An 18,068-nucleotide genomic window follows, 5' to 3' on the forward strand; every position below is an offset into this window, starting at 1 on the left:
GGCGCCGGAGCCAGGTTCCGGCGGGTTACGTTTTGGCAGGCAGGAGCCTGGGAAGTCCGACGGCGGGAAGCACCGTGAGTGCCGCCAGCAGCGCCCAGGGCCAGGCGGCGTCAGGCCCCGGCTGGGCGGCTCCTGCGTACAGCGGTCCCAGGACAGTGTTGCCCAGCAGTACGGCGCAGCCGCCCATGCTCGCGAGGAGGCCGTAGTAGATCCCGGTCCGGCGGCCGCGGGCAAAGTCCAGGACCAGCGGCATGGCCACCGGGCCGATGCACATGTGGCCGAGGCACAGTCCCACCACGAGCAGCAGCGGCGGCAGGAGCTGCATGGTTCCGGCGGCCGGCACCTGGGCCAGTACGGCCATGGTGCCGAAGGCCAGGCCCTTGAGGATGAACCCCGCAGTGAGGGCCCGTCCTGCACCTATCCTGGCTGTCAGCCGGGAGATGGGCCACTGCAGCGCAACGGTCAGCAGGGATGCGACGGCGAACAGGCCGGCCAGCACCTCTGGGCCTGCTCCTGTCCTGGCCAGCTCGACGGGAAGGCCGAAGTAGAGCTGGTTGTAGGCGAGGAGGTTCACGCTGTACAAGGCGGCGAACGCCACAAAGCGCCTGTCCCGCAGCATTGCGGCTGTCCCCTCGGTTCTTCCGGTTCTTCCGGAACGCTCGGAACCATCGAAACCCTCGGTCCCCTCGGTTCTTTCGGTCTGCAGGGCGGCTGGCCGCAGCGGGGTGGCGGGCTTCTGCATGGCCGGTGCCGGTCGTGGGCCTTCGGCAGGCAGGCTGTGCCACAGCACCCCGGCCATCACGGTGAAGACCACTGCCCCGGCCAGCGCGGCCCAGGTGAAGGAAACGCCCAGCAGCAGGGCGCCCAACAGGGGACCTGCCACGGCTCCGATTTCCCCGCAGATGGCAAGCAGCGCAAAAAGCGCCGGTGCCTTCCCGCCGGTGCTCCGCCGTCGTTCTTCTGCCTTCCCCACCAGTGATTCCAGCGCCGGTGAGAAGAGGGCGCCGCCCATGCCCGTGAGTACCGCGCCCAGGAGGAACAGGGGAAAGCTGCCGGCCATGGCCAGCGTGAGGTAGCCCGAAACCCGGACCAGGCAGCCCGCCAGCACTGCCCGCCGCGCTCCCCACCGGTCCGTGATCATGCCGCCCACCAGGAAGAGCCCCTGCTGGCTGAAGACGCGCGCGCCCAGGACGATACCCACAGCCGTTGCCGCCAGGCCAAAGTCGCGCGTCATGACCAGGGCCAGGAAAGGCACCACGGCGTAAAAGCCGATGTTGAAGACCAGTTGGCTGGCCAGGAGCAGCCCGGGAGCGGGGCGCAGCGCTGTGGCGGTCTGTCCTGTGGTTTCAAGAGTCGTCACGGGGCAGCACCGGCCGGAACGGCGGGGGGAAAGTGCAGGGCTGCTGATGCCTGCACCAGCGCGGCCGCTTCGGGGCTCCCCGGGCTGTCCAGTACCCGGTGGGTGGGCCCGTGCTCCACGATGCGGCCATGCGCCATGACGGAGGTGGTGCCGCACATCCGGGCAGCGGTGCCCAGATCGTGGGTGACCAGGAGCAGGCCCAGGCCCTCCTCGCGCACCAGGCTGCTGAGCAGCGACAGGACGGTGTCCCGGAGGGGAAGGTCCAGGCCGCTGACGGGCTCGTCGGCCAGAAGGTAGGCCGGCTGCACAGCCAGGGCCCTGGCGATGGCCACGCGCTGGTTTTGGCCACCGGACAGTTCGCCCGGCCGGCGTTCCATGAGCCCGGCCGGGACCTCGACGCGTTCCAGCGCCTCACCCACCAGCGCCCTGTGGTTGCCCGCCACGCGGAGTTGGCGCAGGGGCTCCCCCAGCAGCTGGGAAACGGTCATGCGCGGGTCCAGGCTTCCTGCCGGGTTTTGCGGGATGTACTGCACGGCCTGCCGGTACCAGCGGAGGGACCGCGCGAGCCCGGGTCTCACCTCGCGGGCGCCCAGGGCCACCGTTCCTGCGGAGGGTTTTGCCAGCGCCAGCAGGATGCGCACCAGGGTGGATTTGCCGGAGCCCGAGCTTCCCACCAGGGCGGTGCTGCTGCTGGGTGCCAGGTGCAGGCTGACGTTGTGCAGGGTGCCGTTGTGCAGGGTGCCGTCGTGGCGGGTGCCGTGCACCCCGCCCCTGAAGCGGGGTGCCGGATAGGCAAAGGAGACCCTGTCTGCGGCAAGTGCTCCGGTCACGCTGCCGCCGCTGTTGCTGCCGCCGCTGTTGCTCACGCTCCCGCCGCCGTCGCTGTTGCTGAACGCGCCGCCGTCGCTCACGCTGCCACCGCCGTCGCTGTTGCTGAACGCGCCGCCGCACCTTCCGCTGAACTGTCCGCTGACCCTGAGGCAGCCTGGACCAGACGCACGGTGTAGGGGTGCAGGGGGTTGCGCAGCAGGTCCGCCATGGGAGCCTGCTCCACGATGCGCCCGGCCTCCATCACCAGGGCGCGTGTGCACAGCGAGGCGGCCGCGGCCAGGTCATGGGTGATGAACAGGAGGCTGCGGCCCCCGGTGCTCCACATGCGGAGGGTCTCCAGGACGGTATTTTGTGTGACGGCGTCCAGGGCAGTGGTGGGTTCGTCCGCTACCAGGACGGGGGTGCCGCAGGCCAGGGCAAGGGCGATGCAGACGCGCTGCAGTTGCCCGCCGGACAACTGGCCCGTGTAGCGCGGCAGGAAGAGGGCGGGTTCCCCGATGCCCGCCCGCGCCAGCAGCCGGGCGGCTTCAGCCTTTGCGTCTGGGCGGCTGTATCCAGCGGAGCGCAGGGGGATGGCGAGCTGCCTGCCGATCGGAACCAGGGGGTTGAGGGCCGTTGCCGGGTCCTGGCGGATCAGTGCGGCCCGGTCCTTGCCTGATCCTGCCCCGGATCCTGCCCCGAAGGTGATGGTTCCCCCGGCTGATATCCCCTCGGGAAGCGAGCCGGCCAGGGCTGCGGCCGTCAGCGACTTGCCCGATCCGGAGGCGCCCAGCAGCGCGACACGCTCACCGGCCGCCAATGAGAACGTCAGGGGATGCACCAACTGCCGGCCGCCGCTTGAGAGCGCGAGGTCTGTCACGGACAGGGCGGGTGCAGGCATGGCAACGTCATTTCATGTGAGGACTGAGCAGGGGTCGATTCACATGCTATCAATAATCATTCGCATTAAGATGCAAATATGCGGGCATCGTGGTTCGTGCGCTTGGCGTGTGCGCGCAAAAGAGCCCCGGCCAGTGGCCGGGGCTCTTCGCATGAAGCTTCAAAAGAGGGTGTTGGGTGAGGCGTGCTGCCTGCCCCTCAGTGGCTCCGCTTACTTGTTATTTGCGATGCGGACGGGGCCGGTCGCGGTATCGCAGACGGTTTCCTCGGTGCCGGTGGCATCCACTGCTTCACCGAGAACCGCGATTGAGCCGATGTCCGCAACGTCGCACAGGGTTGCTGCGACGCCGGCGGCCACATTGACGTCAACAGCATCCTTGACGGTGATGTCGCCCACCGTGACACTGACGAGGCCGTCATTCAACGTGGTGTTGTCTGCCGCCTGCGAAGGTCCGGCAACGGCGCCCATGAGGAACAGGCTTCCAGCGGCTGCGGCGGTGGCTTTCTTAAGAACTGACATAGTTTTCGCTCCCTTGATATCTGCCCGGTGTCCCTGTCCTGCAGTCCGCGGGTAAACCCTGGACTGCCTGACGGCCGTGCTGATGCATAGCGGATGGGGACGGGCGTCTCTGTGGTTGCTTCTTCTGGCATCCGCCGGTGCGGCGGGGGAAGGCGGTTCAGCCGGGTGGGCGCCCAGGCGCCGGTGGATTCCGGCGGGGCATCAAGCCTTGGATGGCCCGGCTGACTATCTCTTATGCACTTCCAGATTCAAACCTAAAACTAAGTATGCTTAGTAGTCAAGTGAGGGTGCTCAGAGCGGTCCCTGTTAAACGCATCGAGTGCTCCGTAATAGCCGTTATGGAGCGTGAAAACGGCTGATACGGAGCACTCGAAAAAATCTAGGCGTAGGCGTTGACCAGCCGGACAGCGCCGCCGTCCACACCCTTGGCGCCCTGCACGTAGTCCGGGCCGGACTTGAGGATCGCGTCTGAATCCTCGGTGACGGTGCCCATCACCCAGGACGGCAGGCCGCGGTCGTTGAGGCGGGCAACTGCTGCGTCTGCGGCTTCGGGGGACACGATGGCCACCATGCCCACGCCCAGGTTCAGCGTGCGCTCGAGGTCGGCCAGCGGGACGTTGCCCAGCTCGGACACCAGCTTGAAGATGGCCGGCAGTTCCCAAGTGGAGCGGTCCACGGTAGCCACGAGGCCGTGGGGGAGGACGCGGGCCAGGTTCGCGGCCAGGCCGCCGCCGGTGACGTGGCTGAATCCATGCACGGCCGCGCCGCCGGTGACGGGGAAGGTGCGGGCAAGGTCCAGGCAGTCCGCTGCGTACACGCGGGTGGGCTCCAGGAGTTCCTCGCCGAGCGTGCGGCCCAGTTCGGAGACCTGGCGGTCCAGTGCCCAGCCTGCGTGGTTGATGACCCGGCGGACCAGGGAGTAGCCGTTGGAGTGGAGGCCGGAGGAGGCCATGCCGATCACCACGTCGCCGGCACGGACACGGTCCGGTCCCAGCAGGTGGTCGGCTTCGATGACGCCGGTGGCGGCTCCCGCCACGTCATACTCGTGCTCGCCCAGCAGGCCGGGGTGCTCAGCGGTTTCGCCACCCACCAAGGCGGTGCCAGCCACGGAGCAGGCGGCGGCAATGCCGCGGACAATATCGGCGATGCGCTCGGGCACCACCTTGCCGCAGGCGATGTAGTCCGTCATGAACAGCGGCTCGGCGCCCACCACCACGATGTCGTCCACCACCATGCCCACCAGGTCGAACCCGATGGTGTCGTGGATGTCCATGGCCTGGGCGATGGCCACCTTCGTTCCAACGCCGTCTGTGGACGTAGCCAGCAGTGGCTTCTTGTAGGTGAGCAGCCTGGAGACGTCGTAGAGGCCGGCGAAGCCGCCCACCCCGCCGATCACCGAGGAGTTGTGGGTGGCCTTGATGGCACCCTTCATGAGCTCGACGGCGCGGTCGCCGGCTTCAACATCGACGCCCGCGGAGGCGTAGGTGATGCCGGCAGTGTTCCCGGAGGTGTTGCCGGAGGCGGGGGCAGCGGAAGTCATACGGACTCTTTCTTGTCGGCGCCGGGGGTGGTGGCTACGTGATGGGTCTCTGGCACGAGGTCGGCTTCGGTAAGCAGGTTTTCAAACTCGGAGTCCGGCCCGGGATCGCAGCCGGTGGCGCCGGCCTTCTCTGCCGGGTCTTCGTGGGAATCGACGGAGAGGGCGGCGGTGGAGCCGGGAAGGGCGGACGGCGACGGCTTCAGTCCGCCCAGGTCGGTACGCTCCAGCAGGTTCTTGCCCAGCTTGTCCGAGCCCGGAAGTTCAATGGGGTACTTGCCCGTGAAGCAGGCGGTGCACAGCCGCTCACGCGGCTGGCGGGTTGCGCCGATCATGCCGTCTTCGGAGATGTAGGCCAGCGAGTCGGCGCCGATGGCCTGGGCAATTTCCTCGATGGTGGCGCCGTTGGCGATCAGCTCCGCGCGGGAAGCGAAGTCGATGCCGTAGAAGCAGGGCCACTTCACGGGCGGGGAGGAGATCTTGACGTGGACGGCGGCGGCACCGGCCTCGCGGAGCATCCTGACAATGGCGCGCTGGGTGTTGCCGCGGACGATCGAATCATCCACCACCACCACGCGCTTGCCGCGGATCACCGATTCGAGGGCGTTGAGCTTGAGCCGGATGCCGAGCTGGCGCAGCGTCTGCGAGGGCTGGATGAAGGTGCGGCCCACGTAGGAGTTCTTGACGAAGCCGTGCGCGAACGGAATGCCGGATTCCTCGGCGTAGCCCACGGCTGCGGGAGTTCCCGATTCCGGCACGGGGATGACGATGTCCGCCGCCTGGGTGTTTTCGCGGGCCAGCTGGCGGCCCATTTCCACGCGGGACTCGTACACGGAGCGGCCGGCGATGGCGGCGTCCGGACGCGCGAGGTAAACATACTCGAAAACGCAACCGGCCGGCGTCGGCTCCGCGAAACGCTGGGAACGCACGCCCTGCTCGTCAATGGCAATAAATTCGCCCGGCTCGATCTCGCGGATGAAGCTGGCGCCAACAGTGGCGAGGGCGGACTGCTCGGAGGCGACAACCCAGCCGCGCTCCAGGCGGCCCAGCACCAGCGGGCGGATGCCGTAGGTGTCGCGCGCAGCGTAGAGGGTGCCTTCGTCCATGAAGACGAAGCAGAAGCCGCCCTTGATCTTGGGCAGCAGCTCGGTGGCGGTCTCCTCGAGGCTCTTGCCCGGCTCGCCTTCCAGCAGGGCGGTGACCAGGGCAGTGTCAGAGGTGTTGCCCTGCTTCATTTCGCCGGTGAGCTGGCCGCCGTTCCGTTCCTGGATCATGGCGTTAAGCTCGGCGGTGTTGGTCAGGTTGCCGTTGTGCGCCAGGGCCACGGTTCCGGTGCTGGTGGCACCGAGGGTGGGCTGGGCGTTGGCCCAGTGACTGGCTCCGGTGGTGGAGTAGCGGCAGTGTCCCACCGCCAGGTGCCCGGTCAGGGTGTTCAGCGTGGTCTCGTCGAAGACCTGGGAGACGAGTCCCATGTCCTTGTAGACGTTGATCCGCTTGCCGTCGCTGGTGGCAATACCAGCCGACTCCTGACCGCGGTGCTGTAGTGCATACAGCCCGTAATAGGTAAGTTTTGCTACTTCTTCACCTGGTGCCCAAACGCCGAAGACGCCACAAGCGTCCTGCGGGCCTTTTTCGCCGGGGAGAAGATCATGGGAAAGTTTTCCATCGCCGCGTGCCACTGGTCGATTATCTCACGACATGGGGTATGACTTTTCCGGCCGCCCGTTTATGACCGGGCTAGGGCTGCCCGTCCGTGTCCGGCTCGGAATCCGGCACGGCTTCCACCACGGCCCGCTGCTGCCGCCTGATGCTCCGGCGGTCCAGGACCAGCGCCAGTACGGCACCGAGGATGGCGCCGCCGCCGGCGAACCACACCATGAAGAAGCCGAACACCGCGCCGGCGTCGAAGCTGGGGTTCGCGGGCACCGCGTAGGCGGCCACCGCTGCGGCCGCGACACCCACCAGTGCGCCCAGGATAAGGAACGGCACATACTTGGGCGCGCGGCGGACGGTAACTTCGCGGCGCTCGGCGGGGGGTTGTTCAGAAGGCATGCATCAAGCCTACTGCCGGAGTTTTTGTCCACGTAACGGCCGTTGATCGCGCGTTTCGGCTTGCTAAATGGACAAAAACTCCAGGGGCCAGGTCAGCTGCCGCGGTAGGTGGAGTACGCGAACGGGCTGAGGAGGAGGGGCACGTGGTAGTGCTCCGGGCCGGTCACCTCGAACACCAGGTCCACCTCGGGGAAGAACGTGGCCGTCTGCAGGCCGGCGTAGTAGTCCCCGGTGGCGAAGTTGAGCTTGTAGTGCCCGGCTTCCAGCTGCTCCGGGCCAAGGTCCTTGGCGCGGCCGTCGGCATCCGTGGTGGAGTCGGCAACATGCCGCCAGGTGCCGCCGTCGTTCCGGTAAAGCACGACGGCGACCCCCGCCGCCGGGCGTCCGGCGCCGGTGTCGAGGATATGGGTGGTGACGTGGGAGACGCTCATTCGGTGATCAGTCCTTCCAGCCGCAGTACGGCGATTTCTCGCAGCTGCTGGGCCACGATGGTGTCCTCTTCGGCCGGCGTGTTGGCGAGCCGTTCATTCAAAACCCGCAGGATTTCAGGGGCGGTGCGGCCGGCGGCTCGGATCAGGAAGACCCGGCCGAACTTTTCCTCGTAGTCCCTGTTGCCCCGGGCCAGTGCCTCGGTGACCGCGCTGTCCGCAGGGTCCACCCCGGCCTGCTCCGAACGTGACATGGACGCCTCGGTGGTGGCCGCCGTCGGACGTTCCCCGATGCGGGGGTGGTGCGCCATGGCGGACTCAACCTCGGCGGACGTGAAGGGGCTCGCTGCCTGGGACGCAAAGGCCAGGAGCGAGTCCTTGCTGGCAAACGGGCGGGCTGCGGCGACGGTCTCCACCCAGCGGGCGACGTCGATGCAGGGTCGGAGGGTTTCGGCGGCCCTGGCGGGTTCCGCGGAGTTGAATTCGGCAAGCTTCATGCTGGCTGGTCCCTTGTGAGAATCTGCTGGCATCCATGGTGACGGCTATGCGGAGGCCGGACTTCCCGGCACCCGGCGATGCAACTTCGCATCATCCCAGGCTTCCGCATCATGGAACTGTTATTTCAGCATACGTAATATTCAAAAGCAGGCTTCCGGTGGTGTCAAGAAGACTACAACAGCGCACAGGACCAGCCGGTATCATCACGGGAGAGCCGGGGAGCTCGAATGGATGATGCTGGGGGGCGCAAAAGAAGATGGACGGGACGGCTATGCAAATGCTGACCGATCAGGACGCGGCACGCGAGGCGGGACTGCGGAAGTACGGGCTGGTCCCTGCCGCTGCGGACGAGCTGCCGGTCCTTGCGGACGCCTCCACCCGCAGTGCGCTGGACAACCTGGTCCAGCTCGCCGCCTCCCTGTGCGGCGTGCCCTACAGCGTGGTCAACATCATCACCGCGGAGCAGCAGCTGCAGATCGCGGCCTTCGGCATCGACCCCGGGATCTGCTCCCGGGAGGACTCGATGTGCGCCACGGTCTTCCTGAGCCACAGCACAACAGTGGTGGCCGACGCCTCTCAGGATTCCCGTTTCGCCGCCAACCCGTTTGTCACCGGAGAGATTGCCGACGTCCGCTTCTACGCGTCCGTGCCGCTGGAGACCCCGGCGGGGCTGGTGCTCGGTTCACTGTGCGTCTTCTCCAATGAGTCCGGACGCCCCAGCACCGGGCAGATAGGGATGCTGGAAATGCTGGCCCAGCAGGTGGTGGAGCTCCTGGAGCTGCAGCACCGCACCCTGCAGCTCAGCGACGCCCTGGCCGGGCTGCGGCGCAGCAACGCCCTGCTGTCCGAGTTCGCCGGGCGGGTCAGCCACGACCTCCGCGCCCCGCTCACCGCCATCCTGGGTTACGTGGAGCTGGCGGAGGACGATCCGGACATCCCGGCGGGCCATCCCTCCGTGGAGTACCTGGGATACGTCGGCAGCAGCGGGCGCCGCATGCTGGGAATGCTGGAGGACGTGCTGGATTACTCCAAGGCGGACGGAGCGCTGAACCGGGAACCGGTGTCCCTGCTGGCCGTCACGGCGGAGGCAGCGCGGGACCTCGGACTGGACCTGGGGGCCGGCAGTGGAATTTCCTGCGAGGACGCGGAACTGTTTGCCGACCGGTCCCAGCTGCGGACCCTGGTCCAGAACCTCCTGGCCAACTCCCTGAACTACCGGAGCGGCACCCGCCCGCTGCGGGTGGCCGTCAGCGCCGACACCGGACCAATGGGCGTCACCCTCCAGGTGGCAGACAACGGCAAGGGCATGCTGCCGTCGGAGCGGCAACGGGCCGTGGAACCGCTGGTCAGGTTGAACCGCCCCGGGGACGGCCCCGGAACAGGGCTTGGATTGTCCACCTGCCAGCGGATCGCCCAGGCGCACGGGGGAGAGCTGTCCATCACGGACACCCCCGGCGGCGGGGCGACTGTCTCCGTGCTGTTCCCCGCCGCGACTTAAGCCACCCCCACCCGGAGTTTTTGTCCAGATATGCAGGGTGTCAGGCGCTGGAACCCTGCATATCTGGACAAAAACTCCTGCGGGGTGGCCGGGCTTAGGGGTGGTCAGTCGTGCTGGGAGGTCCGGGTGAGGACCCAGGTGTTGGTGCCGTCCTGGCGCTCGAACGTGACGGTGGTGACCAGTGCTTCGATCAGCGCCAGCCCGCGGCCCGATTCGGCGTCCTCGTCCGGTGATCCGGGGGTCATCGGTCCGAACGGCGGCTTGGCGTTGTAGGCGCTGACGCGGGCCTGCAGCAGAGCGGGCTGGACCTCGATGTCCACACCGAGCTCCACAGGATCCTGCCCCACGGGTTCCGCGTGCTGGACGATGTTCGACGCCGACTCGATCACCGCCGTCGTAAACGTCATCTGGTCCATGTCCCCCACGAAGGGGACGTCGAGCCAGAGGCTGTCCAGGTGGTTGTGGACGGCTTCGATGGCCTCGTCGGCAGCCGGTCCCCGGAAGCTGCGGGACGCCAGAACGTTAGTCATTGCCGAACGCCTCCTCGGCTGAACCGTAGGACGTCAGCACCTTGTCCATGCTGGTCAGCTGCAGGACCATCTTCACCTGCGGCTGGACGGCCGCGATCCGGAGATCCCCGCCGGCCTGGCGCGCAGCCTTGAGGCAGCCAATGAGCGCCCCCAGGCCTGAGGAGTCCATGAACGCCGTGTTTTCCAGGTTGACCACGATCCGGTTGGACCCGCTCGCGATCACGTCAGTGACGAACTCCCGCAGCTTCGGCGCGGAGACCATGTTGAGCCGCCCGTCCGCCTTCACCTCGGCGTACGAGTCCTTGACCTCATAACTAAACTCCATCGGAATTCCTTTCCGTATTAGTTGGTTCTGCGGGTTCCGCGGCCGGTTCGTACCCCTTGTAGAGCACGGCGCGGACCAGGATGCTCATGACCACCAGGTCGAAAATGACCCAGGCCACGTTCACCAGGGTGCCCAGGGGTTCCGCCAGGCCGGTCGCCAGGCGGATGATTCCGACGACGGCGGCCACGGCCAGCAGGACGGACACCACGATTTGGGGCTGGATCAGGCTCCAGCTGGGTCCGCCGCTCTGGCGGGCCTTGGGGGTGACGGCAAACCCGAGGGGACGGCCGAACCAGACGTTGCGGGCCGCCGTCGAGCACGCCTTGATCCAGGTGGGGAACAGCGCCAGGCTGTACTGCTGCCCGCGCCAGGTGGGGATGCCGCGGCCGGCAACGGCGAACAGCAATTGGTTGACCACCATGAAGGGGATGAACCGGATGAAGAAATCCCAGCTCAGGCTGGTGACGGGAAGGATGCCCAGCAGCAGGTAGATGATGGGTGCGGCGAAATAGATGACCGCCGCGTAGCCACTCAGGTAGGTCCACATGGTGGCGAAGTACATGAGCCGCTGGCCCAGCTTGAGGCCCTTCTGGACCAGCGGGTTTTCCCGCAGCAGCACCTGGATGGTGCCCTGCGCCCAGCGGAGGCGCTGGGTGAGCATGGTCTTCAGGTCCTCCGGCGCCAGGCCGTACGCCAGGACCTCGTGGTGGTAGACGCTCTCCCAGCCCATGGCGTGCATGCGCATGGCGGTGGCCATGTCCTCGGTCACGGAGATGGTGGCCAGCGGCATGACCGGCTGGGCTTCGTCGTTGCGTTCCACGGACAGCGCGTCCAGGACGGCCTGCACCGATTCAAGGGCGCCCAGCGGCGACCAGTCGCGGGCGGACATCCGCTGCACGGCGTCGTCCGCCACCACCGGGACGCCCGACTCGCCCACGTGGGCCAGTTCCATGGCGGCGATCTCTTCGAGGTCCGCCTGGAGGGCTTCGACGTCGGCCATCACCAGGGTCTGCACGGCAGCGTCCACGCGGCGGCGGACCCGGTAGGTGATCTCGCCCAGCGGCTGCCCGGCGTCGAGCTCCTTCTGGGCCTCGCGGGTGGCGGCTTCAACCTCATCCAGCACCTGGGCCACCAGCGGCGTTTCCATGTCCGCTGACTTTCGGGCCTGTTTGATGGCGGAGCGCGAGGCTGCCAGCGCCCGGCGGATGCTCTTCTCGGTCTCCTTGACGTAGCCCACCAGGCCCAGCTGCATCAGGGCCTCCCGGCGCAGGATGGCATTGGAACCGCAGAAGAAGGCAGCATTCCAGCCGTCCTTGCCCTGCTGGATGGGGCCGTAGAACAGGGGCGCCTGGCTGCCCAGCGGGTCGTCGGCGGGAACGTTGCTGAAGTACTGAGGGGTCTGGACCAGCGCCACCCGGCGGTTGTTGAAATAGCCGAGGGTCTTTTCCAGGATGTCCGGCTCCGGGATCTGGTCCGCGTCCAGGATCAGGAGGAACTCGCCGTGCGTCTGCATCAGCGCGTTGTTGAGGTTGCCGGCCTTGGCGTGCCGGGGCAGGTTGGAGGTCCAGTCCTCGCTTCGGGTGACGTAGCCCAGGCCGTGCTGTTCGGCGAGGGCCTTCAGCTCGGGGCGGGCGCCGTCGTCCAGGATCCAGGTGCTGTGCGGGTGCCTGATCTTCTGCGCCGCCAGCGCGGTGGTCATCACCATGTCCAGGTCTTCGTTGTACGTGGTGATGAAGACGTCCACGGTGGCATCCGGCGGGGGCGGCGGGGCGGCCTTGCGGATCTTCAGCTTCCACACCGTCATGCCGAAGAGCATGACGTCGATGAGGCTGTAGGTCTCGGCGATCACCAGCGGCAGCGCGATCCACCAGGCATCCCAGTTCAGCGAGGCGGCCCAGCGCCAGGCGATGTAGTTGACGCCCGTGATGACGGTCAGGACAACAACAAGCCGGGTCCAGAAGCGGGTCATGCCGCTGCCTCCTGCGGAAGCCGGCGGACCACAACCACCGTGACGTCATCCTCAGCCGTGGCGGCCGGGGCCAGGGCGAGGATGGCAGTGCTCGCAGCCTGCGCCGACTCCTGGTTGTGCGTTGCCCGGAGCACGGCGTCCGTGAAGTCCTCCACGGAGTCGAAAACGTCCAGGACGCCGTCGCTCACCACCACCAACGAATCCCCCGGCAGCAGGTCCAGGGCCGACTGCGGCCATTCCGTTCCTGCCCAGGCGCCCACCGGGGGACCGCCGGAGGGAAGGCGGTGGACCGTCCCGCCGGACTGGACATGCAGCGCAAGCCCATGGCCGGCGTCGACATAGCTGACCGTTCCGGAAGCGGCGTCCAGGCGGGCGTGGAAGAGGGTGACAAAGGAATTGGAGGAGTCCAGGTCAGCGGCGATCGCCTTGCTCGCCGAGCGGAAGGCCGTGTCCAGGTCATGCCGCAGGCCCGTGGAGCGCATCACGGCGCGGACCGTTGCGGCGATGAGCGCGGCGCCCATGCCCTTGCCCATGGCGTCGGCGAAGGTCAGGTGGAGCCCGTCCGGAGTCTGGTACCAGTCATAGAAGTCCCCGCCAACGTTCCGCGAGGGCCGGAACACCCCTGCGACGTCGTAGCCCTCAACCTGGATGTCCTCCTGGGGCAGGAGGCTTTTCTGCACCTCCGTGGCGCGCTGCAGTTCGCTGCGCGCCGCTGAATCCGCGGCTGCGGAGGGCCGGCGGCGGAAGAGGGCATTGATCCGGGACTGGAGCTCGCGCGGGCTGAACGGCTTGCTGAGGTATTCGTCCGCGCCGTTGTCCAAACCGGTCAGCTTATCCAGCTCATCGGCCCTGGCGGTCAGCATCACAATGAAGGCGTCCGAGAATTCACGGAGCAACTTGCAGACTTCCAGACCGTCAAGGTCCGGCAGGTTCAGGTCCAGCGTGACAAGGTCCGGCTGCACGCGGCGCACTTCCTCCACCCCCGCCAGCCCAGCTCCCGCCTGGGTGACGTCGAATCCCTGCTTAACAAGGACGCGGACCAGCAGCCCGCGGATGTCCGGGTCATCCTCGATGACAACGGCACGACGCGATTCGATGGGAGAGACCATAGGTCTACTTCTACCGTATTAACCCCTACGGGGCATGTCGCAGCGCTTCACACGGGTGGCAGAGCCGCTACCGGCGAGTACGGATCTTGTGGAAATCCTTGGACCTGCTTGCCCGGACATTGAGGTATGCCCGGGACACTCGAAGGCACGGAGCAGCTTCACCGGAGCAGGGCCAAGGACGGTCCGCCGGGAGGCTGGACGGCTCGGAAAAGGTGCGTCATGGGGCAAATCAGGATCATAGATCAGGCAGCGGTCCAGGCCGCAGCCTTGGCGGCTTTGGACAAGGGCCGGGCGCTGCTGCGGGTCTACTTCCACAGGCGGAAAGTGCGCGCTGCGGCCACGGCGCTGGCGGCGGCTTTGGCCGAGTCCCGGGAGGTGTGGAGCTGGCCGGGAGACCGGCTTCCGGTGGGGGATGAGATGTCGCAGCAGGTGGAACGCCTGACCCGCCGGCTCAAACTGGAGACGGAAGCACACGTGAGGCTGGAGGCGCTTTTCAAGACTGCGGGCGGAGGGCGTTCCGTCCTGGCGCTTTAGGTGCCACACTTATGAGCAATCGAGTGGCTGGGGGTTACCGGGTCAGGAGATTGTTATGGGTTGGTGGACAGGTTGGGCGTACCTCATTGCGGGACTCATGACAGTGGACGCACTCCTTTTGGCGCTGTGGGCCATTGACGAGGACTGGCCACGGAGCTGGTGGAAGAAACCCTGACGCCTTCAGCGTGGCGGCAGTTCCAGCCGCATCAGCACCCGCGGAAACCCATTAAGCACTGATCCGGTGTCCGCGGCCTTGGTGAAGCCCGCATCCTCGAACAGTTTGCGCGTGCCCACATAGGCCATGGTGAGGTCCACTTTCCGGCCGCCGTTGTCCACCGGGTACCCCTCGATGGCCGGTGCCCCGTAGGCCCGGGCCATGTCCACCGCGCCGGCCAGCAGGTGGTGCGAGATGCCTGTGCCCCGGTACCCGGGCCGCACCCTGATGCACCAGACGGACCACACCTTCGCGTCATCCACGTACGGGATCCTGCGGTTGCCGGCAAAACTGGTGTCCGCACGGGGATGGACCGCTGCCCACCCAACTACCTCGCCGCCGTCGTACGCCAGGACCCCAGGAGGGGGATCCTCCGCCACCAGCTGCTGCACCAGTTCCCCGCGTTCGGTCCCGCGCAGCGCCTGGTTCTGTTTGGACGGGATGCGGTAGCTCAGGCACCAGCAAACGTTGGCGTCGGGCCGCTTGGGTCCGACCATGGTTTTGACGTCCTCGAAGCTGGTTGCGGGACGGACCTCGATGCCCATGCGGCCATCCTGTCACCGGGCTGCGGCGCTCTGCAACGGCGCCCGCATTGCTTGACGACAGCACGGCTACACTGTACCGACACGGCAACTGCGGATAGACATGGCGGGCATAATGAACGACAAGCTGCACCTCACTCCGGACGATCAGTTTCCCGAAGACCTGGAGAAGGTTACGGACCAGGAGCTGCAAGTCCTGGACAGCCAGGTCCAGCGCCAACTCGACCACGAGGTAGTGGCAGACGGCGAACCCGACCCCGAAACCGAATTCCGCCACTACGAGCTGGACGAGGAATTCAGCGACCGAGACAAGCGCTGACAAAAACCCCCGGACCCTGACCGTGTCCATGCTCCAGGGTTGTTATTACACTGGGACGCATGACCGAGCAGGAGCCGGTCCCGCCGCGCGCCGCTGCGGCTTCCGACGGCGGGAAAAGACTTAGCGAGGACGTTGCAGTCGCGTCCGCCGCACCCGAGGAGGGTGAGGCTCCGCGCCTCACTGATCCGGGCGCCGTCGACACTTCTGTGCGCACCCCGGCCCAGCGGTCCCGTACCTTCGCCGGGATCCTGGTGAACACCGCGGCCGCCAACGTCACCACCAGCTATCTCTGGTTCGCACTGACGTTTTGGGTGTACCTGGAGACGCGCAACGTGATTGCCACCGGGGTAGTGGGCGGCGCGTACATGCTGCTGATTGCCGCGTCCAGCATCAGCTTCGGCACCTTCGTGGACCGCTACCGCAAGCTGGCCGTGATGCGATTCGCCGCGGCCTTCACCCTGGTGATGTTCGCGCTGGCCGGGGCCATGTTCCTGCTGACGCCCACCGCCTGGCTGCTCGACCTGGCCCGGCCGTGGTTCTGGGTGTTCACGCTGGTCATCCTGATCGGCGCGGTGGTTGAAAACATGCGCAACATTGCCCTCTCCACCACGGTGACCATCCTGATCGAGCCGGACCGCCGCGCCAACGCCAATGGACTGGTGGGCATGGTGCAGGGACTGATGTTCATTGTCACGTCCGTGCTCTCCGGGCTCTCGGTGGGGCTGCTCGGCATGGGCTGGACCATCGCCGTCGCGCTTGCGCTCACTGCACTGGCGTTCCTGCACCTGCTCACCCTGCGCATGCCCGAGGAAGTCCGGGCGGCAGCCACGGATGCCCACGGCAGCTTCGACCTGCGCGGCTCCCTTGCTGCCGTGCTGGCCATATCCGGGCTGTTTGCCCTAATCCTGTTCTCCACGTTCAACAACTTCATTGGCGGCGTCTACATGGCCTTGATGGATCCCTACGGCCTGGAGATGTTCCCCGTGGAGCTGTGGGGCATCTTTTCCGCCGTGGGGTTCACGGGGATCCTTGTGGGCGGTGCGCTGATCGGCAAGTTCGGGCTGGGGTCCAACCCGTTGCGCACCCTGCTCCTTGCTGTGGCCCTGATGGGTTTCCTCGGTGCAATTTTCACAATCAGGGAGTGGGCGTGGCTGTACATCGCGGGCATATGGGCCTACCTGGTCCTGGTGCCCTTCGTGGAAGCCGCCGAGCAGACAGTAATCCAGCAGGTGGTGCCGTTGCAGCGGCAGGGCCGTGTGTTCGGGTTCGCCATGGCCTTCGAGTCCGCGGCATCGCCCGTCACGGCCTTCCTCATCGCCCCGATCGCCCAGTTCTGGATCATTCCCTACGCCCGGTCCGCCGACGGCGCCGCCCAGCTGGCCCCGCTGCTGGGCGAGGGCACCTCCCGCGGCATCGCCCTCGTATTCCTCGTGGCCGGGGCCATCATGATCATCGCCGCGCTGCTGGCTTTCCTCACGCCGGTCTACCGCCGGGTCTCGGCGTCGTACGCACAGGCGGCGGCAGAAGAGTCGCGGGCACCGGACACCGCTGCGTAAACACCGAACGCCCCCGCACCGCTGACCAGTGGGATGGTGACCAGTGGGAGAGCGTCCGGGGAAAAGCTGCAGTAGGTGCGAGAGCGTTTGGGGAAATGCTGCGGTAAGTGAGAGAGCGTTAGAAGCCCAGGGCTTCCTTCAGGGCGGCCACGTGGCCATCGGCCTTGACCTGGTACTGGGCCAGGACAACGTTGCCTTCGGTATCCAGCACCACTGTGGAGCGGACCAGACCCTCGGTGATTTCGCCGTTGACCAGCTTCTCGCCCCAGGCGCCGTAGGCAAGGGCAACTGCGTGGTCCGGGTCGGAGAGCAGCGGGAAGGTCAGGGAGAAGTCGCCGGTGAAGCCGGCCAGCGCCTCGGGCTCGTCGGGGGAGACGCCGATGACCTCGTAGCCCTTGCCCTGCAGGGAAGCCAGGCTGTCGCGGAAGTCGCAGGCCTCGGTGGTGCAGCCAGGGGTGGCGGCCTTCGGGTAGAAGTACACGATCACGTTCTTGCCACGGTAATCGGCCAACGCAGTCTCGCGGCCCTGGGCATCCTGAAGGGTAAAGTCAGGGGCCGGGGTTCCGGGCTGGAGCTTGGTGGTCAGGGTGGGGCTCATGGTGTTCCTTTGGAAGACTTTGTCATTACTGGCAAAACATCAAGTGAAGCGGCTTCCCGCTCAGTGATACAACTCCGGCGTCATATGCAGTATTCCGCCGGCCCGCGGACGGTGGCGCAGGAACCTGGTACAAACTGGTAGCCGCCGCCCCTGACGGTGGCCACGGCATGGCGGGCATTCCCGAGCTTGCGGCGGATCCTGCCCACGTACACGTCGATGGACCGGGCCGAGGCGCCGGGGGTTTCGAACGAGTCCAGGAACTCCTGCAGTTCCTCCCTGCCCACTGTGCGGGACAGGTGCGTGACCAGGTACCGGAGGACCTTGAATTCGACGCCGGTCAGCGGCACCCGCCGTCCGTCCAGGAGGACCTGGTCAGCGGCGAGGTCCACCGCCATGCGGCTCACGGGGCCGGCCGACGGCGGCAGCCGGGTGCCGCCGTCGTCCTCCCCTGGTGCCCCGCAGGGGGCGCCGGAAGGGTCCTCCGCGGCGGAGGGAGCATGAGAGGAGTCGTCTGCGGCTCCCCCCGCGCAAGCGGAGGACCCCGGCGTGGGAGCTCCGGCGGCGGGCCAGTGGACTTCCGCCTCCGGAGCAGTTTCGAGGGCCCTGGCCAGGACCAGTTGGGCGGCGCGGGCCAGGAGTTCCGGGCTGGTGCCGTCCTCCGGGACCACCCACACGGCGAGGCCGCGGGCGGCTGCCCCGGTGAAGGCAGGCCTGGCGATGGTTCCGGGACGTGCCCCCGTCCTCGGATGGTGGGCTTCCACTGCCATGG

At 67.0% G+C, this 18,068-nt stretch carries 20 protein-coding genes; 4 read left to right on the plus strand and 16 right to left on the minus strand.

Annotation, left to right across the window (positions count from 1 at the left end; genetic code table 11):
- Nucleotides 1–25: 25 nt before the first annotated feature.
- The 9 genes from IEX43_RS15190 to uraD all read right to left on the minus strand — a co-directional run bounded on the left by IEX43_RS15190 (nt 26) and on the right by uraD (nt 8,104).
- Nucleotides 26–1,360: an MFS transporter gene (locus IEX43_RS15190; protein ID WP_188812288.1), complete on the minus strand. Its 1,335-nt coding sequence runs from the start codon at nt 1,358–1,360 to the stop codon at nt 26–28.
- Nucleotides 1,357–2,271 carry an ABC transporter ATP-binding protein gene (locus tag IEX43_RS15195; RefSeq protein WP_229666488.1) on the minus strand — a complete coding sequence of 305 codons (915 nt, stop codon included), beginning with the start codon at nt 2,269–2,271 and terminating at the stop codon, nt 1,357–1,359. Before IEX43_RS15195 ends, IEX43_RS15190 begins: the two co-directional genes overlap by 4 nt.
- The gene (locus tag IEX43_RS15200; protein WP_188812289.1) at nt 2,268–3,071 is read right to left on the minus strand and encodes an ATP-binding cassette domain-containing protein; all 804 of its coding nucleotides are present in this window, start codon (nt 3,069–3,071) and stop codon (nt 2,268–2,270) included. Before IEX43_RS15200 ends, IEX43_RS15195 begins: the two co-directional genes overlap by 4 nt.
- A gap of 210 nt (nt 3,072–3,281) precedes the next feature.
- Nucleotides 3,282–3,590, minus strand: a complete 309-nt coding sequence (locus tag IEX43_RS15205) for a hypothetical protein (RefSeq protein ID WP_188812291.1) — start codon at nt 3,588–3,590, stop codon at nt 3,282–3,284.
- 379 nt (nt 3,591–3,969) lie between these two features.
- Nucleotides 3,970–5,130: a phosphoribosylformylglycinamidine cyclo-ligase gene (purM, locus tag IEX43_RS15210; RefSeq protein ID WP_174175153.1), complete on the minus strand. Its 1,161-nt coding sequence runs from the start codon at nt 5,128–5,130 to the stop codon at nt 3,970–3,972.
- Nucleotides 5,127–6,806, minus strand: a complete 1,680-nt coding sequence (gene purF / locus IEX43_RS15215) for an amidophosphoribosyltransferase (RefSeq protein ID WP_188812293.1) — start codon at nt 6,804–6,806, stop codon at nt 5,127–5,129. Before purF ends, purM begins: the two co-directional genes overlap by 4 nt.
- Before the next feature lie 58 nt (nt 6,807–6,864).
- Nucleotides 6,865–7,179: a hypothetical protein gene (locus IEX43_RS15220; protein ID WP_188812295.1), complete on the minus strand. Its 315-nt coding sequence runs from the start codon at nt 7,177–7,179 to the stop codon at nt 6,865–6,867.
- A gap of 92 nt (nt 7,180–7,271) precedes the next feature.
- The gene (uraH, locus tag IEX43_RS15225) at nt 7,272–7,610 is read right to left on the minus strand and encodes a hydroxyisourate hydrolase (protein ID WP_066279543.1); all 339 of its coding nucleotides are present in this window, start codon (nt 7,608–7,610) and stop codon (nt 7,272–7,274) included.
- Nucleotides 7,607–8,104: a 2-oxo-4-hydroxy-4-carboxy-5-ureidoimidazoline decarboxylase gene (uraD, locus tag IEX43_RS15230; protein WP_188812297.1), complete on the minus strand. Its 498-nt coding sequence runs from the start codon at nt 8,102–8,104 to the stop codon at nt 7,607–7,609. Before uraD ends, uraH begins: the two co-directional genes overlap by 4 nt.
- Before the next feature lie 272 nt (nt 8,105–8,376).
- Between uraD and IEX43_RS15235 the strand changes: the two genes are divergently transcribed.
- Entirely contained in the window at nt 8,377–9,603 is a 1,227-nt protein-coding gene (locus tag IEX43_RS15235) for a GAF domain-containing sensor histidine kinase (protein ID WP_188812299.1), read from the plus strand.
- 104 nt (nt 9,604–9,707) lie between these two features.
- On the opposite strand, the gene IEX43_RS15240 is transcribed toward IEX43_RS15235, so the two are convergent.
- The 4 genes from IEX43_RS15240 to IEX43_RS15255 are packed head-to-tail and all read right to left on the minus strand — an operon-like array spanning nt 9,708 to nt 13,536.
- Entirely contained in the window at nt 9,708–10,133 is a 426-nt protein-coding gene (locus IEX43_RS15240) for an ATP-binding protein (RefSeq protein WP_188812300.1), read from the minus strand.
- A complete protein-coding gene (locus tag IEX43_RS15245) occupies nt 10,126–10,458 on the minus strand; it encodes an STAS domain-containing protein (RefSeq protein WP_188812302.1) in 333 nt (110 codons plus the stop codon). Before IEX43_RS15245 ends, IEX43_RS15240 begins: the two co-directional genes overlap by 8 nt.
- Nucleotides 10,448–12,427 carry a glycosyltransferase family 2 protein gene (locus tag IEX43_RS15250; RefSeq protein WP_188812303.1) on the minus strand — a complete coding sequence of 660 codons (1,980 nt, stop codon included), beginning with the start codon at nt 12,425–12,427 and terminating at the stop codon, nt 10,448–10,450. The genes IEX43_RS15245 and IEX43_RS15250 overlap by 11 nt, the downstream gene beginning before the upstream one ends.
- Nucleotides 12,424–13,536: a PP2C family protein-serine/threonine phosphatase gene (locus tag IEX43_RS15255; protein ID WP_188812304.1), complete on the minus strand. Its 1,113-nt coding sequence runs from the start codon at nt 13,534–13,536 to the stop codon at nt 12,424–12,426. The genes IEX43_RS15250 and IEX43_RS15255 overlap by 4 nt, the downstream gene beginning before the upstream one ends.
- A gap of 219 nt (nt 13,537–13,755) precedes the next feature.
- On the opposite strand from IEX43_RS15255, the gene IEX43_RS15260 reads away from it, so the two are divergent.
- Nucleotides 13,756–14,070: a hypothetical protein gene (locus IEX43_RS15260; protein ID WP_104186438.1), complete on the plus strand. Its 315-nt coding sequence runs from the start codon at nt 13,756–13,758 to the stop codon at nt 14,068–14,070.
- A gap of 180 nt (nt 14,071–14,250) precedes the next feature.
- On the opposite strand, the gene IEX43_RS15265 is transcribed toward IEX43_RS15260, so the two are convergent.
- Nucleotides 14,251–14,829 (minus strand): GNAT family N-acetyltransferase, encoded by a 579-nt coding sequence (locus IEX43_RS15265; protein WP_188812305.1) that lies wholly within the window; start codon nt 14,827–14,829, stop codon nt 14,251–14,253.
- 112 nt (nt 14,830–14,941) lie between these two features.
- Between IEX43_RS15265 and IEX43_RS15270 the strand changes: the two genes are divergently transcribed.
- Nucleotides 14,942–15,145, plus strand: coding sequence for a hypothetical protein (locus IEX43_RS15270; protein WP_188812306.1), 204 nt, complete (start codon nt 14,942–14,944; stop codon nt 15,143–15,145).
- Nucleotides 15,146–15,204: 59 nt separating this feature from the next.
- Nucleotides 15,205–16,701, plus strand: coding sequence for an MFS transporter (locus IEX43_RS15275; RefSeq protein WP_188812307.1), 1,497 nt, complete (start codon nt 15,205–15,207; stop codon nt 16,699–16,701).
- A gap of 118 nt (nt 16,702–16,819) precedes the next feature.
- Here IEX43_RS15275 and bcp read toward each other — a convergent pair whose 3' ends face one another.
- Together bcp and IEX43_RS15285 are read right to left on the minus strand one after the other, a co-directional pair.
- Nucleotides 16,820–17,299, minus strand: a complete 480-nt coding sequence (gene bcp, locus IEX43_RS15280; RefSeq protein ID WP_188812308.1) for a thioredoxin-dependent thiol peroxidase — start codon at nt 17,297–17,299, stop codon at nt 16,820–16,822.
- An 80-nt stretch (nt 17,300–17,379) separates the two neighbouring features.
- On the minus strand, nt 17,380–18,066 hold the full coding sequence (locus IEX43_RS15285) for a winged helix-turn-helix domain-containing protein (protein WP_188812310.1): 687 nt from the start codon (nt 18,064–18,066) through the stop codon (nt 17,380–17,382).
- Between the last annotated feature and the right edge of the window lie 2 nt (nt 18,067–18,068).

Source organism: Pseudarthrobacter polychromogenes (assembly GCF_014644495.1).
GTDB classification, from domain to species: domain Bacteria; phylum Actinomycetota; class Actinomycetes; order Actinomycetales; family Micrococcaceae; genus Arthrobacter; species Arthrobacter polychromogenes.

Excerpts from the sequence above, each read along its gene's own strand:
- IEX43_RS15200 (WP_188812289.1), bottom strand. The coding sequence starts at position 3,071 with ATGCCTGCACCCGCCCTGTCCGTGACAGACCTCGCGCTCTCAAGCGGC.
- IEX43_RS15205 (WP_188812291.1), bottom strand. The coding sequence starts at position 3,590 with ATGTCAGTTCTTAAGAAAGCCACCGCCGCAGCCGCTGGAAGCCTGTTC.
- purM (WP_174175153.1), bottom strand. The coding sequence starts at position 5,130 with ATGACTTCCGCTGCCCCCGCCTCCGGCAACACCTCCGGGAACACTGCC.
- IEX43_RS15220 (WP_188812295.1), bottom strand. The coding sequence starts at position 7,179 with ATGCCTTCTGAACAACCCCCCGCCGAGCGCCGCGAAGTTACCGTCCGC.
- uraH (WP_066279543.1), bottom strand. The coding sequence starts at position 7,610 with ATGAGCGTCTCCCACGTCACCACCCATATCCTCGACACCGGCGCCGGA.
- uraD (WP_188812297.1), bottom strand. The coding sequence starts at position 8,104 with ATGAAGCTTGCCGAATTCAACTCCGCGGAACCCGCCAGGGCCGCCGAA.
- IEX43_RS15235 (WP_188812299.1), top strand. The coding sequence starts at position 8,377 with ATGCAAATGCTGACCGATCAGGACGCGGCACGCGAGGCGGGACTGCGG.
- IEX43_RS15240 (WP_188812300.1), bottom strand. The coding sequence starts at position 10,133 with ATGACTAACGTTCTGGCGTCCCGCAGCTTCCGGGGACCGGCTGCCGAC.
- IEX43_RS15245 (WP_188812302.1), bottom strand. The coding sequence starts at position 10,458 with ATGGAGTTTAGTTATGAGGTCAAGGACTCGTACGCCGAGGTGAAGGCG.
- IEX43_RS15250 (WP_188812303.1), bottom strand. The coding sequence starts at position 12,427 with ATGACCCGCTTCTGGACCCGGCTTGTTGTTGTCCTGACCGTCATCACG.
- IEX43_RS15255 (WP_188812304.1), bottom strand. The coding sequence starts at position 13,536 with ATGGTCTCTCCCATCGAATCGCGTCGTGCCGTTGTCATCGAGGATGAC.
- IEX43_RS15260 (WP_104186438.1), top strand. The coding sequence starts at position 13,756 with ATGGGGCAAATCAGGATCATAGATCAGGCAGCGGTCCAGGCCGCAGCC.
- IEX43_RS15265 (WP_188812305.1), bottom strand. The coding sequence starts at position 14,829 with ATGGGCATCGAGGTCCGTCCCGCAACCAGCTTCGAGGACGTCAAAACC.
- IEX43_RS15270 (WP_188812306.1), top strand. The coding sequence starts at position 14,942 with ATGAACGACAAGCTGCACCTCACTCCGGACGATCAGTTTCCCGAAGAC.
- IEX43_RS15275 (WP_188812307.1), top strand. The coding sequence starts at position 15,205 with ATGACCGAGCAGGAGCCGGTCCCGCCGCGCGCCGCTGCGGCTTCCGAC.
- bcp (WP_188812308.1), bottom strand. The coding sequence starts at position 17,299 with ATGAGCCCCACCCTGACCACCAAGCTCCAGCCCGGAACCCCGGCCCCT.
- IEX43_RS15285 (WP_188812310.1), bottom strand. The coding sequence starts at position 18,066 with ATGGCAGTGGAAGCCCACCATCCGAGGACGGGGGCACGTCCCGGAACC.